Source organism: Streptomyces tateyamensis (assembly GCF_003205575.1).
Classification (GTDB): Bacteria; Actinomycetota; Actinomycetes; order Streptomycetales; family Streptomycetaceae; genus Kitasatospora; species Kitasatospora tateyamensis.
On sequence record NZ_PYBW01000055.1, the window covers coordinates 61436 to 74275 of the forward strand.

The window sequence follows — 12840 nt, forward strand, 5'->3', positions numbered from 1 at the left end:
CGGTGGCCGCCGGCCGCTAGCCGGTGGCCCCGATATTCGGTTGCCCCGGCCGCGCCGAGCCCCCAGGCTGAGCGCCCGTGACGGCATCCCTGCGCAAGCTGCGCCCCGACCTGACCCCGTGGCGCAGCTCGCGGGACTTCCGGCTGCTCTGGGGCTCCGGCTCGATCAGCAGCTTCGGCAACCTGATCACCTACGTCGCGGTACCGCTGCAGATCAAGCAGTTGACCGGCTCCTACCTCGCGGTCGGCGCGATCGGCCTGGTGGAGCTGGTGCCGCTGATCGTCTTCGGGCTCTGGGGCGGTGCCCTGGCCGACGCACTGGACCGGCGCAAGCTGGTGCTTGGCACCGAGGCCGGCCTCGGGCTGATCACCGGCCTGCTGCTGCTCAACGCACTGCTGCCGCACCCGCTGCTGTGGCCGATCTACCTGGCCACCGCGCTGGTCGCGGCGCTGGACGGGCTGCAGCGCCCGGCCCTGGACACCCTGGTCCCGCGGGTGGTGGAGCACGACCAGCTGACCGCCGCCTTCGCGCTGGTCTCGATCTACCGCAACGTCAACATGGTGGCCGGCCCCGCCCTGGCGGGCGTGCTGGTCGCCTCCGCCGGCCCGGCCCCCGCCTTCGCGGTCGACCTGGCCACCTACGCCTGCTCGCTGGTGCTGCTGGCCCGGATGCGCCAGGTGCCGCCGCCGACCGGCGCCGAGCGGCCCAGCCTGGCGGGCATCGCCGCCGGGGTGCGGTACGCCTGCAGCCGGCCCGAGCTGCTGGGCACCTACCTGGTGGACATCGCGGCCATGTTCTTTGCCTTCCCGAACACGATCTTTCCGTTCCTGGCCGACCGGCTGCACGCGCACTGGGCGCTCGGGCTGCTCTACGGCGCCACCGCGGTCGGCTCGCTGCTGGTCTCGGCCACCGCCGGCTGGGCCGGCCAGGTGCACCGGCACGGGCGGATGGTGGTGCTGGCCGCGCTCGGCTGGGGTGCGGCGATGGCCGGGGCCGGGCTGTTCGACAACATCTGGCTGGTCCTGCTCTGCCTGGCGGTGGCCGGCGGGGCGGACATGGTCAGCGGACTGGGCCGCTCGACCATGTGGAACCAGTCCATCCCCGACGAGCTGCGCGGGCGACTGGCCGGGGTGGAGCTGCTCAGCTACTCGGTCGGCCCGCAGCTGGGCCAGCTGCGGGCCGGCTCGACGGCCCACCTGGTGGGGGTGCGCGGCTCGGTCTGGCTGGGCGGGCTGGCCTGTGTGCTCAGCGTCGCGGGACTGGCGGCGGCGCTGCCGAAACTGCTCGCCTACGACGCGCGCACCGATCCGCACGCGGTGGCGGTGCGGGCCGCCCGGGAGGGCCAGCAGCGGCTGGCTGCCTGACCGACGGGCGGCCCGCACCGACACCGGAGCTGACGAACGGTCAGCTCTGGTCCTGGCTGGGGTCGTCGTCGTTCCAGTTCGGGTCGGTGCGCCACTCGCGGTTGCGCTCGGCGGCGGTCTGCAGCGCCCGCTCCGCCTCCGCCCGGCTCCCGTAGGGGCCGAGCCGGTCCTTGGCCGCGCACTCCGGGCCCTCCTCGACCGTCTGGTGCTTGAGGCAGAAGTACCACTCCCCCGGCTTACCGGTGGGCTGGTGGCGGAACAGTGGCATCGCTCTCTCCTTCGCTCGCTGGATGGATCATGCCCGCAGGCGCCCCCCGCACACACGGTCGCGCTGCGCAGCCCCGGGATAGACTGGCCGCCATGGCCCTCCTGGTTCCCGGCACCCAGTCCCCCGTCCGCAAGGTCCCGGCGCACATCGCCCGGCCGGAGTACGTGGGCAAGCCCGGTCCGGCCCCTTACACCGGTTCCGACGTGCAGGACGCCGAGACGATCGAGAAGATGCGGATCGCCGGCCGGATCGCCGCCCAGGCGATGGCGGCGGCCGCCGAGCTGATCGCTCCCGGGGTGACGACCGATCAGCTGGACGCGGTGGCCCACGCCTACATGTGCGACCACGGCGCCTACCCCTCGGACCTGGGCTACCGGGGCTTCCCGAAGTCCATCTGCACCTCGGTCAACGAGGTGATCTGCCACGGCATCCCGGACTCGACGGTGCTCAACGACGGCGACATCGTGAACATCGACGCCACCGCCTACATCCACGGGGTGCACGGCGACCTGAACGCCACCTACCTGGTCGGCGAGGTGGCGGAGGAGTCCCGGCTGCTGGTCGAGCGGACCCGCGAGGCGCTCAACCGGGCGATCAAGGCGGTCCGGCCGGGCCGCCAGATCAACGTGATCGGCCGGGTGATCGAGTCCTACGCCAAGCGCTTCGGCTACGGCGTGGTGCGGGACTTCACCGGGCACGGGATCAACACCTCGTTCCACTCCGGCCTGATCGTCCCGCACTACGACAGCGACCGGGCCACCCAGGTGATCAAGCCGGGGATGACCTTCACCATCGAGCCGATGCTGACCCTGGGCACCTACGACTACGAGATGTGGCCGGACGGCTGGACCGTGGTGACCAAGGACCGCAAGCGGACCGCCCAGTTCGAGCACACGCTGGTCGTCACGGCGGACGGCGCGGAGATCCTCACCCTGCCGTAGCGGGGCCGGCGCCCGGCCCCGGCCCGGCCGCGGCGCGTGTGCAGACGCCGCGCGGGCGCGTGCTCAGCCGATCAGCCACTGCTCCTCGGCGACCGCACCCACCTCGGTGCAGGCGTCCGTGAGCACGTCCAGCACCCGCAGCGGGTCCGGCAGCGCCTGCTCGGGCCCGCGCAGCCAGCGCACCTCGGAGTCGTCGGCCAGCCGGGCCGGCGGCACCAGGGTGTAGGAGCCGCGGCAGTGCCAGCGCAGGCCCGGGTGCTCGGACATGGTGTCCGGGTCGGTGTCCAGCGCGCTGGGCCAGAACTCGTCCTCGTCCTCGGGCCGGCCGCGGGTCGCGGTGAAGAAGAGGTAGCGCTCCTCGCCGACCGCGGCGACCGGGCCGGGCACGCCCAGCTCCTCCAGCCGGGCCAGCGCGAGCCGGCCGGCCTCGGCGGGCACGTCCAGCACGTCGTGGGCGCGGCCGGTGGCGGTGACGAAGTTGGCCTGCGGGTCGCGGGCCAGCCAGCGGGCCAGCTGCTCGGTGTCGGTGGTGGCCTGGGACTGCCAGGCGAAGGAGAGCGGGTGCTGGGCCGGGGCCGGACAGCCGACCCGGTCACAGGAGCAGCGGTACCCCGCCGGATGGGCGGCCGGGGCGAGCGGGAAGCCGGCCCGCACCGAGGTGAGCAGCAGCTCCAGCCGGGCGGCCGGGTTGGCCGGGCCGCCGGCGTCCGGCTCGGTGCGCTGCCGATCGCGCCACAACCACGCCGTCCACCTGCTGCTGGCTGCCATCGGTCCCCTTCCGCACGGCTGTGGCTGGTGAGCCACAACGTTCGAGCACTGTCCGCAGCAACACCGGGCGCGGTCCGCGGCTTCCCGGGAGCGCCCGGCCGTGCTCCGGGCGGCCGGCCCCGAGGTCACCGGGGCGGGCCCACGCCTGGCCGCGGCGCGCTCGCAGGGGCCGTTCGCGGGCCGTGCAGGGCCCGAGGCGTACGTAGCAGGATAAGGGAGCATTTCAAGGTCGCCGACCGCGGGGTGCGAAGCTTGTCCCGTACGGACGGCGGCGAGGGAGTGGGCAGCATGCGCAGCGCGGAGACCGGGTTCCACGGCGGACCGCTGGACGGCCGGGTACTCCCGGTCCACCTCACCCCGTTCGACAACGTGCCCAAGTACTACAAGGTCCCGGTGCCCGCCCACGGGGACGAGCCGGCCCGGACGCTGGTGTACGTCCGGGCCAAGGAGTACGACGCCAAGGGGCGCTCGCGCTGGTGCTACGAGTACCAGGAGCCGTCGGACTCGTAACTTTCTCGTGGTCCTCGGTCAGCCGGGCTCAGCCCTCGGCGTCCGCCAGGATCAGGTAGAGCTTCTTGCGGGCCTCGGTGAGCACCGCCAGGCCCTTGGCCCGCTGCTCCTCGGTGCCGGTGGTCATCACCTGGTGCACCGCCTGGCCGAGCGAGGCCATGGTCTGGCCGACCTCCTGGACGGCCTCCCAGTCCACCCCGCTGCCGGCCGCCAGCCACGGCTCGGCCGCACCGGCCTCGGCCTCGGCGCGGCCCGCCTCGGTGAGCGTGAACAGCCGCTTGCCGCCGGTCTCCTGAGCCTCGATCAGGCCCTCCTCCTCCAGCAGCTGGAGGGTCGGGTAGACCGAGCCCGGGCTGGGGCGCCAGGTGCCCGAGGTCCGCTCGCCGATCTCGGTGATCATCTCGTAGCCGTGCATCGGGCGCTCCTTCAGCAGCGCCAGCAGCGAGGCCCGCACGTCTCCGCGCCGGGCCCGACCGCCCCGATGCCCTCGCCCGCGCCCGCCGGGGCCGCCCCGGAACGGGCCGCCGAAGCCGAACGGCCCTCCCCCGAACGGACCGCCGAACGGCCCGCCCGGACCCGCCGGCGGCCCGAAGGCCCGGCGGTGCTCCATGAATTCGCCCGGCAGTTCGCCGAACCCGTTGCCGCGACGACGACCGTGACCACGCTGCGATGAGTTCTCCGTGCGCATGATGCGCACCTCCTTCTGATTGCCGAAGGACCATCACGATCGTTTCGCGACCGACCTCCGTACTGTCTCGATGCTTCGACGATATATCGGTAACTATCACTCGTCAACGATTTTCGACAGCCCGGAGCGAGTTGACCCGTGACGGCGAACCTGGACGGCATGCCACCGAAGTTGGACCGAACGCAGTTCGTGACAGCGGAGTTGGACCACTGCTCGTCAGGGGCCGACGCGGTCGTCCGTCGGGCGGACTGACGGGGAGGGCGGGTCGGCACCGCGAGGCGGTACGGCTGGCGGCCTTGCTGACGGCGGGTGGCTCAGCCGTTGAAGGGAAAAGTCGGCATGTTCCAGCACCTGACCTCTGGCGCGTCCCCGGGGGACAGCGGGGCCGGGTGCCCCATCCCTGTCACGTAGAGCCAGGTCAGGGCGGCAGTGGCAGCGACCAGGACCGGCAGCAGATACCAGCGGCTCTTCGGCAGCGGCCGGAGCAGCACGATGAGCACCATCAGCACGGTGAGCATGATCACCCACACGGCCCGGTTCCCCCGGACCAAATCCGGGTTTGTCTCGTGATCCTGGGTGAGACACCAGTGCCACGTCGCAACGACGCGGTCGATGCCGACAAGCAAGCCCGCCGTGGCCAGGACGAACCCCACGGCCCCCCACCCCAAGCCACCGACCACCCCGCGCCAACGCACCTGCCGCATGCCGTCCCCCCCGAAGCCCGTGATCCACTGCTTCCCGACGCGCCCGCCCCCGGCATCGGTTGCACCCACGGGCCTCACGCTCGGCCTGCCACCGCCATCACCCTGCAGCGCCGAAGTCAGCAATTCGACGGCCTGTCCGAGGTCCGTGCGGCGATCGCCGCCGGCGCGCTGTCCAGCTTCCGGCGATGGGTGTACGACCCGGGCGCACTGCTCCGCCTGGTGCGGTCCGACTTCGCTGTCACAAACCGCGCCGTGGTCAAACTTCAGTGGCGATCGGTCAAGGATCGGTGACAGGACAGCGAGCAGTGCGCGTTCGGCGCGGCGGTTGGGGTCGGGTGGTCAGGCGAGTGCTGCGCGGGCCAGGGCGCACAGTTCGGCCTGGTCGTCGATCGCCTCCGCCGGGACGGTGTAGTAGGCGTGCACCACTACTTCGCGGCCCGCGGCGTGGTAGCTGAACGGTGTGGACCCGGCCCTCTCGTAGGAGGGGCGGGCCGCGGCGTCGACGCGCAGGTAGAGGGTGTCCATCACCATCGCGAACTGGATGCCGCGGCTGCGCAGTGCCCAGCCGCCGAAGTAGCGGTGGATGGTGACCTCGCCGAGCGGCGCCAGCTGATCGGCGGCGTACTCGGCGAGGCTGCGGGATCCACTCACGCGGGGAGGAAGAACCCGGTGATGTCGGCGAGTCGGCCGTCGCGGTGGAGCGCGGTGCTCACGCCCGCCATGGCGGGTTCGCCCTGCTCGTCAAGCTGGGTCCACCGTGCGAGCGACCGGTCGTGGTGCTCGAGCACCTCGTCGATGCGGAACCGGTGGCCGGGAAAGGCTCCGGCGAACCCGGCCATGTAGGCGGCCAGTTCGGTCAGCCCGCCGACCTCCGTGCCGGGGTCCCGGTAGGCGACGTCGTCGACCGCGACCGCGCCGAGTGCGGCGGGCCGCTCGCCGGGGTCGGCCGACCAGCACGCCGCGTAGTTCTCCCAGAGCTGCTGTGAGTCACTCATCGCTGTTCCTCTTCCTCGGAGCCGATCGACGCCATCGCGCCATCGGTGATCGTGTGCAGTTTGGTGATGGGGGCGCCAGCCCGGACCAGCACGAGCAGGCCTTGGTAGAGCGCCAGCAGGTGGGCTGCCGAAACCTCGACATCCAGGTCCGCGGAGAGCAGGCCCAGGGTGCGGGCGCGCGTCAGGGCTTCGGCGAGGCCGGACTCGATCGTCTCCAGCCCTCGGCGGACCCCGTCGGCGGCCTGCGGGACGGCGAAGGACTCCACGGCGGTGTTGGTGAGCAGGCAGCCCGGATCGGGCTCGAGGCCGGTCTCGAACGTCGAGGTGAAGAACGACCGGATGCCCGCCACCGGGTCCGACGGTTTAAGCAGATGGGCCCGGACGCGGCTCTGCACCACCTGGTCGTTGTAGGCGTCCAGTGCCGCGCAGAACAGGCCGTCCTTGCTCTGGAAGGTCCGGTACAGACTGCCCGGATGCAGCCCGGTCGCCTCCTCGATGTCCCGCAGTGAGGCACCGAAGTAGCCGCGGCGTCGGAACAGTCGCATGGCGGAGGCCAGTACCTCGGCCTTGTCCCAGAGCTGTTTGCGTCCCACCGGCACTCCCATAGTTGAACGATCGCTCACAAAAATAGCACGCCGGCAGGGCCGGCCGCTCCTGTGCCTCTGGCCGCGCGCCGCCGAGGGTCGACCGCCGCGAGTTCGTGCTGCCGAACAGTCACTGCCGGCGGGGTGGAGGGGGTGCGGCGCGGGCGGGCGGCGGGCCCGCGGGTCGGGCTCGAACGAGGGGTCGATAGGCTGACCGCCCCTGTCGGAGCAGTTCCGTCGGGGACGAGACCGGGGGGAAGCATGCGGCTGAGCAGGCGGCAGCAGGTGGTGGCGGGTCTGGCCGCCGTGGCGGTGGCGGGTGCCGGGGGCGCCTACGCGCTGTCCGGGGGTTCTGGCGGATCGCAGCGCGTCACGGTCGCGGATGCGCCCAGCGCCGCGGCGGCGACCGACCTGACCGGGGCGCCGAGCAGTACGGCCACCGCCGCACCCTCGCCCTCGGCCTCGCCGTCGGCCTCCGGTTCGGCTTCGGCCACGCCCGGCCCCGCCGCCTCGCACAGCGCGAGCGCCCGGGCCTCGGCGAGCCCGTCCCCGTCCGCCAAGGCGCAGGCCGCCGCGGCGCCCGCGCCCACCGCCAAGCCCGGCCCGGTGGCCCCGCCGCCGCCCCCGGCCACCCCGCACACCCCGCCGCTGCAGAGCGGCTGCAAGCCCAGCTACGCCGGCGCCAACGCCGCCACCGCCGACGTGGCCACCGCGCTCAGCGCCGCGGCCGGCAAGCCCCGCACCCTCACCCTGGCCAGCGGCGGCACCGACAAGCTGCCGCCGCTGCCGGTCAACCTGGTCAAGGCGGTGGCCTGGCAGGAGAGCGGCTGGCAGTCGGCGATCCGGGCCTGCGACGGCGGGATCGGCACCATGCAGCTCATGCCCGCCACGGTGACCTGGATGAACGGCAAGTTCGGCACCAAGAACGACGCTCAGACGCTGGCCGGCAACACCGACCTGGGCGCCGAACTCCTCGACGAGCTGGTCGCCTACTACGGCGACTCCGACTTCGGCGGCACGTACGACCTGTCCCCCGACCCGGCCACCGGCCGCACCCCGCTGCTCGACCTGGTGATCGCCGCCTACAACGCGGGGGCCGGCAACGTGCACTACACGAGCACCACCGACCCGGTCACCGGGGTGACCACCGGTACCTCGGTGATCCCCAACCCGGGCTACGTGGCCAACGTGAAGGCGCTGATGGCCAACTGCCCGTGCCAGGTGGCGCCGGTCTCCTGACCGACTGACGGTCTGCACCGCGGGGTGACGGGCAGTCGGCCCTGGGCCGGCCGCGGTCAGTCCCGCTTCAGCACCGTGACATGGTCCTGCTGGAACACCACCGTGTAGTGGTTGCCCGGGTGCAGCGCCGCCCCGTAGCCGGGCAGGTCGGTCGGCCCGCCGTCCCAGCCGGCCACGTCCACGCACAGGTAGTCCGGGGCGACCTGCTTGCTGCCGCCCAGCCAGTAGGCGTCGTCCCGGGCGGCCAGCTGGGCCAGCGGGCCCATCGAGGCCTCCACCCGGACGTTCGGGGGCACCGTCGCGATCGCCGCGCGCAGCGCTGCCGCGTGCGGGCCCTGGGTCCAGACGGCCGGGTCGCTCAGCCCGCCCAGGCCCACCGGCAGGCTCACCAGGCAGGCCGCCGCGATGCCGGTGCTGGCCGGCACCATGCCCTCGGCGAAGCCGCGCAGCCCGGGGAGCCGCTCGCTGCGCCGCAACCGGTCCACCCCGTCCACCAGGGCCAGGAACAGGATCGGCATCAGGGTCGCGTTGTAGTGCCAGTCCGGGCCCCAGAACATCGAGTTGGCGGAACTGAACCGCCAGGCCAGGGTGGGCAGCGCGAGCAGCAGCAGCGGCGAGCGCAGCGCCAGGAACCCGACGATGCCCAGCAGCCAGCCGCAGGTCTTCCAGACCGTCAGCCGGGTGAACGGGACCACCATCAGCTGCCACAGCTGCGGGTGCTCGCCGCCCGGCAACTTGGACCAGTAGTCGTACTGGTGCTGCGGGTTGAAGTGCGGGATCAGCGCGCCCATGGTCAGCGCCGTGAAGCCGAAGCCGAAGAGCACCAGCACCGCGCCCAGCGACCAGCGCCGCGCGCAGAGCACCAGCAGCGCCCCCGCCATCGCCACCGTCAGCCCCATGTCCTCCTTGACCAGCACCAGCGGCAGCGCCCACCAGGCGGCCCGCTCCCAGCGCCGGAGCAGCAGCTGACGGCCCACCACCGCCAGCAGCGGCACCGCGAAGGCGATCTCGTGGAACTCCGCGTCCACCGCGCGCTGCAGCCCCCAGGAGAGCCCGTAGGCGGTGCCGACCAGCACCCCGCGGCCGGTCGAGCCGAGCACCCGGGCGGCAGTGTCCGAGACCACCCCCACCGACCAGGCGAACAGCGCCGCCTGCGCGACCAGCAGGGTGGCCGCCGACGGGGCCAGCCACCAGGCCGGCGCGAGCAGCGCCAGGATCGGCGACCAGTGGTCGCCCAGCGCGTTGAAGCCCGGTCCCTTGATGGACAGGACCGGCGCGCCGAAGTGCGCGTACCCCTTGACCGCCTCGGTGAAGATGCCCAGGTCCCAGGAGGGCGAGCCGAACCGGTAGTAGCGCAGCAGCGCGAGCAGGCAGTAGCCGGCCAGGAAGAAGAGGGACAGGGCGAGGTGGGGCAGGGCGTCGCCGAGCCGTCCGGTGCTGACGGCGCGGGCGGACCGGCCCCAGCTGGGCACCCGCTGCGGCGGGATGGCGCTCTCGCGCGCCTGGGCCTCGGCGCTTCGAGCACCGGTGGCCTCTTGAGCGCCGCTACCTTGGGCCTCGGTGCCGTGGGCCTCGGTGCCTTGAGCCTCAGCCATGGTGCCTTCCGCCTCCAGGGGCCACGGGTGTGCGAATGGTGAAGGCTATCGCGCACCCCAGGCGACGCGGCAGGGGACCCGGCCGCTGGTGCTCCGGTGCCGCGCGGACGGCTTATCGTGGTCACCATGTCACCGACCGTGCTGCGCATCGTCTCTCGTTCCTCCCCGATGGCGCTGGCCCAGGTCGCCCGGGTCCGGGCCGAGCTGGCCGCGGTCCACCCGGAGCTGACCACCACCGTGGTCCCGGTCACCACCGCGGGCGACCGCTGGCCCGGCGCGCTCTCCGCGCTCGGCGGCAAGGGGGCGTTCACCAAGGAGGTGGACGCCGCGCTGCTGGCCGGCGAGGCGGACCTGGCGGTGCACTGCGTCAAGGACGTCCCCGCCGACCGCCCGCTACCGGCCGGCACCGTCTTCGCCGCCTTCCTGCGCCGCGACGACGTGCGGGACGCGGTGGTCCACCCGGGCGGCCTGACCCTCGATCAGCTGCCGCCCGGCTCCCGGATCGGCACCTCCTCGGTCCGCCGGATCGCCCAGTTGGCGGTCACCCACCCGGAGTTGGTCTGCGTGCCGATCCGGGGCAACGCCAACAGCCGACTGGCCAAGCTGGCGGCCGGCGAGGTGGACGCGCTGCTGCTGGCCGTCTCCGGACTGGAGCGGATCGGCGAGCAGGACCGGATCAGCGAGGTCCTGTCGGTGGACGCGATGTGCCCGCCGATCGGGGCCGGGGTGCTGGCCCTGCAGTGCCGCGAGGACGACGCCGCCACCATCGCCGCGGTCACTCCGCTCGGTGATCCGGACGCCTGGCGCGAGACCACGGCCGAACGGATGTTCCTGCACGTGCTCCAGGGCCACTGCAACAGCCCGATCGCCGGTTTCGCGCGGGCCGAGCGGGACGGGCGGCTCTCGCTGCGCGGGCGGGTCTTCTCGCCAGACGGCAAGACGGTGCTCGACGCCCACGAGTGGGCCGGCCCGCTGGACCCGGCCACCCTGGGCACCTCGGTCGCCGTCGCGCTGCTGCGCCAGGGGGCGCGCGAGGTCATCGACGCCATCCCGCACTGAGCGGGTACGGGGGGCTCAGCGGGTTCCGGGTGCGCGCCGCTGCTCCGCTCGGCGCGCTGCTCCGCTCGGCGCTGCTCCGATTCGAGTCGGCGCTACTCCCCCTCGCGTCGGCGCTCCTCCGCCGCCTCGGCCACGGCCGCCTCGTGCCCGGCGAGGTACACCCGGCGCACGAAGTCGGCGGCCTGGTCCTGGCTCAGGTCGCTGGTGAGCGTCATCAGCTCGTCGGTGAAGCGGATCAACCAGTGCTGTCTTTGTGCCATGGCTCCATGACACACCGTCAGAGCCGCTCGCGCGCGGCGGCGGGCGCGGGTCAGGCCGGCCGCTGTCCCCGGGCGAGCAGTTGGGTGCGCGCGTAGTCGGCCAGGGTCGGCGCGGCCGCGTTCGCGATGGCGTCCGGGGTGTTGCCGGCCGGCTTCACGGTGCCCTGCACGGTGTAGTAGTCGTAGCGGCCGATCGACGCGTGGGTGTTGGCGCAGCCCTCGGACACGCAGTAGGAGGCGGAATCCGCCGGGACCAGGCCCTGGATCTGCCCCTTGTTGGCGGCGATCGCCGCATCCGCCTGGGCCTTGCTGTCCGTGACGGCCACGCCGACGGTCACCGCGCTGTTGCCGCTGGTGTAGGTCGCCCGGAGCAGCGCGCGGCAGTTCGAGGCCGCCAGCACGTCGCCGAGGTGGCCGGTGGTGGCCTGCCAGCAGACGGTGTCGGTCCTCGTCGCCAGCCGGGTCCAGGTCCTGCCGTTGACGGTCAGCGTGCCGGCGGCGAACAGCGTGGTGGGATCGAGCGGGGCACTGTCGGTGGCCGCGGCGGAGATCACCGTCAGCGGGTCGGCCGCGGAGGTGGGGGCCGGTGCCGGCGCGCCCGGGGCGGAGCCCGTGGGCTTCGTCGAGCCCGCGGCGCTCACCGGAGCCGAGGCGGAGGCGGCGGCGGCGGACGGAAAGGCCTGCGCCGAGCCGGCCGCCGAGGCGCCTGCCTGGGCCGAGGCCGACGCGCCGACGCCGGGGGCCGCGCCGTCGGGGGCCGCGGTGTCGGGCGCGGTCACGGGGTTGCCGGGCGAGGCTGACGTACCGTCGGCCGCCAGGCCGTGCCCGCTCCGGCCGGACCCGGTGGCCGCCACCGCCGCCACGGTGACCGCGCCGACCGCGAGCACGGCGGCCACGGTGCCGCCGACCACCCTGAGCTGCCGGCGGCGCTTCTGCTCGCGCTCGTGCCGGTCCGCGAGGGCCGCCCAGTCCGGTTGCCCGGCGGCCGCCGGCTCCGCTCCGCCCCACCCGTACACGGTGTCCCGCCCGTCACCCATGGTCGCCGATGATATGACAAGCCGTCTGCTGACGAGCTGTACACCTCGCGCGCCGACCGCCTGACCGGCTGACCGGCTGACCGTCAGGCGGGCTTCGCGGAGCGGTTGATCTGGTAGATCTGGCTGACGGACATGCCCGGCCGGCTCATCTGGGCGGGCGTGACACCACCGGCGCGCAGGCGGCGGACGATCCGGTCCCGGGCCGCCTTGGCGAGGTCGGCGCCGGCCCGGCGCTCCGCCAGCACGCTGCACGAGAGGTCGAGCACCGGGAGCTGGTCGACGGTCAGCGGCCCGTCCCCGCGTGCGGTCCAGTGCGGCTCGAGCTCGGCGCGGGCGCGCTGCACCAGGTCGTCCACCGCGCTGGACGGATCGCCCGAGTTGGTGATCTCGCCGAGCTGGATCCGGGTCGGCGCCAGCCCGGTGGTGACGGGGTCGTTGAGGGCCAGCCCGCTGCCGTGCAGACCGATGCTGATCGGGCCGCGAGCGAAGAAGTCGGCGCCGAGCGTGGCCTGGTAGACGTAGAGCAGCAGTTCGCCGGGGTCGGTGGCGAGGATCAGCGCACTGCCGTAGACGGCCCAGCGGCCGAGTCCGGGCAGGCCGTGCAGCGCGGTGGAGGCGATGTCTCCAGGGCGGTACATGTGGTTCCTCGGGGTTGGCCAGTGCGCCGACTGGTGACTGTCCAGCGCATCGGACGGGCAGGACCGGAGATGACGGTGCAGCAGTCTGCGAACCGTTTCGCAGGAGCGGAGCCATGGCGCCCGGCCATGCTAGTACTACAGCGGCAGATCATGTGACTGCTGATCGGTTCTGTCGTTGAGCGGTCATGCT

At 73.3% G+C, this 12840-nt stretch carries 16 protein-coding genes; 5 read left to right on the forward strand and 11 right to left on the reverse strand.

The genetic code is table 11. The features are described from left to right. The first annotated feature begins 77 nt into the window (after positions 1-77). Positions 78-1364 (forward strand): MFS transporter, encoded by a 1287-nt coding sequence (locus tag C7C46_RS17875; RefSeq protein WP_245984484.1) that lies wholly within the window; start codon positions 78-80, stop codon positions 1362-1364. 40 nt (positions 1365-1404) lie between these two features. Here the strand turns inward: C7C46_RS17875 and C7C46_RS17880 are convergent, their stop codons facing one another. Continuing rightward, the gene (locus C7C46_RS17880; RefSeq protein ID WP_110670847.1) at positions 1405-1632 is read right to left on the reverse strand and encodes a hypothetical protein; all 228 of its coding nucleotides are present in this window, start codon (positions 1630-1632) and stop codon (positions 1405-1407) included. Between the two features lie 92 nt (positions 1633-1724). Between C7C46_RS17880 and map the strand changes: the two genes are divergently transcribed. Then, on the forward strand, positions 1725-2573 hold the full coding sequence (gene map / locus C7C46_RS17885; RefSeq protein ID WP_425470090.1) for a type I methionyl aminopeptidase: 849 nt from the start codon (positions 1725-1727) through the stop codon (positions 2571-2573). Positions 2574-2636: 63 nt separating this feature from the next. Here the strand turns inward: map and C7C46_RS17890 are convergent, their stop codons facing one another. Further along, positions 2637-3341 (reverse strand): bifunctional DNA primase/polymerase, encoded by a 705-nt coding sequence (locus tag C7C46_RS17890; RefSeq protein ID WP_110670848.1) that lies wholly within the window; start codon positions 3339-3341, stop codon positions 2637-2639. A 288-nt stretch (positions 3342-3629) separates the two neighbouring features. Here C7C46_RS17890 and C7C46_RS17895 point away from each other — a divergent pair, with 288 nt between their 5' ends. Further along, positions 3630-3851 carry a hypothetical protein gene (locus C7C46_RS17895; protein WP_110670849.1) on the forward strand — a complete coding sequence of 74 codons (222 nt, stop codon included), beginning with the start codon at positions 3630-3632 and terminating at the stop codon, positions 3849-3851. Positions 3852-3879: 28 nt separating this feature from the next. On the opposite strand, the gene C7C46_RS17900 is transcribed toward C7C46_RS17895, so the two are convergent. The 5 genes from C7C46_RS17900 to C7C46_RS17920 all read right to left on the reverse strand — a co-directional run bounded on the left by C7C46_RS17900 (position 3880) and on the right by C7C46_RS17920 (position 6837). After that, positions 3880-4539: a PadR family transcriptional regulator gene (locus tag C7C46_RS17900; protein ID WP_110670850.1), complete on the reverse strand. Its 660-nt coding sequence runs from the start codon at positions 4537-4539 to the stop codon at positions 3880-3882. A gap of 314 nt (positions 4540-4853) precedes the next feature. Further along, positions 4854-5192 (reverse strand): hypothetical protein, encoded by a 339-nt coding sequence (locus C7C46_RS17905; RefSeq protein ID WP_146259113.1) that lies wholly within the window; start codon positions 5190-5192, stop codon positions 4854-4856. 390 nt (positions 5193-5582) lie between these two features. Beyond that, the gene (locus tag C7C46_RS17910; protein ID WP_110670852.1) at positions 5583-5894 is read right to left on the reverse strand and encodes a TfoX/Sxy family protein; all 312 of its coding nucleotides are present in this window, start codon (positions 5892-5894) and stop codon (positions 5583-5585) included. Further along, positions 5891-6238, reverse strand: a complete 348-nt coding sequence (locus C7C46_RS17915) for a nuclear transport factor 2 family protein (RefSeq protein WP_110670853.1) — start codon at positions 6236-6238, stop codon at positions 5891-5893. Before C7C46_RS17915 ends, C7C46_RS17910 begins: the two co-directional genes overlap by 4 nt. Next, positions 6235-6837, reverse strand: a complete 603-nt coding sequence (locus tag C7C46_RS17920; protein WP_245984485.1) for a TetR/AcrR family transcriptional regulator — start codon at positions 6835-6837, stop codon at positions 6235-6237. Before C7C46_RS17920 ends, C7C46_RS17915 begins: the two co-directional genes overlap by 4 nt. A gap of 246 nt (positions 6838-7083) precedes the next feature. On the opposite strand from C7C46_RS17920, the gene C7C46_RS17925 reads away from it, so the two are divergent. Beyond that, positions 7084-8061, forward strand: coding sequence for a transglycosylase SLT domain-containing protein (locus C7C46_RS17925; RefSeq protein WP_110670855.1), 978 nt, complete (start codon positions 7084-7086; stop codon positions 8059-8061). 56 nt (positions 8062-8117) lie between these two features. Here the strand turns inward: C7C46_RS17925 and C7C46_RS17930 are convergent, their stop codons facing one another. Further along, positions 8118-9656, reverse strand: a complete 1539-nt coding sequence (locus C7C46_RS17930; RefSeq protein WP_110670856.1) for a DUF2079 domain-containing protein — start codon at positions 9654-9656, stop codon at positions 8118-8120. Between the two features lie 126 nt (positions 9657-9782). On the opposite strand from C7C46_RS17930, the gene hemC reads away from it, so the two are divergent. Continuing rightward, complete coding sequence (gene hemC, locus C7C46_RS17935; protein WP_110670867.1) at positions 9783-10715, forward strand: hydroxymethylbilane synthase; 933 nt, start codon at positions 9783-9785, stop codon at positions 10713-10715. A 92-nt stretch (positions 10716-10807) separates the two neighbouring features. Here the strand turns inward: hemC and C7C46_RS35075 are convergent, their stop codons facing one another. From C7C46_RS35075 to C7C46_RS17945, 3 genes are all read right to left on the reverse strand, one after another. Then, positions 10808-10975, reverse strand: coding sequence for a hypothetical protein (locus C7C46_RS35075; RefSeq protein ID WP_181442401.1), 168 nt, complete (start codon positions 10973-10975; stop codon positions 10808-10810). Between the two features lie 50 nt (positions 10976-11025). Next, positions 11026-12012, reverse strand: coding sequence for a hypothetical protein (locus C7C46_RS17940; RefSeq protein ID WP_110670857.1), 987 nt, complete (start codon positions 12010-12012; stop codon positions 11026-11028). A gap of 83 nt (positions 12013-12095) precedes the next feature. Next, the gene (locus tag C7C46_RS17945; protein WP_110670858.1) at positions 12096-12650 is read right to left on the reverse strand and encodes a hypothetical protein; all 555 of its coding nucleotides are present in this window, start codon (positions 12648-12650) and stop codon (positions 12096-12098) included. Positions 12651-12840: the final 190 nt, after the last annotated feature.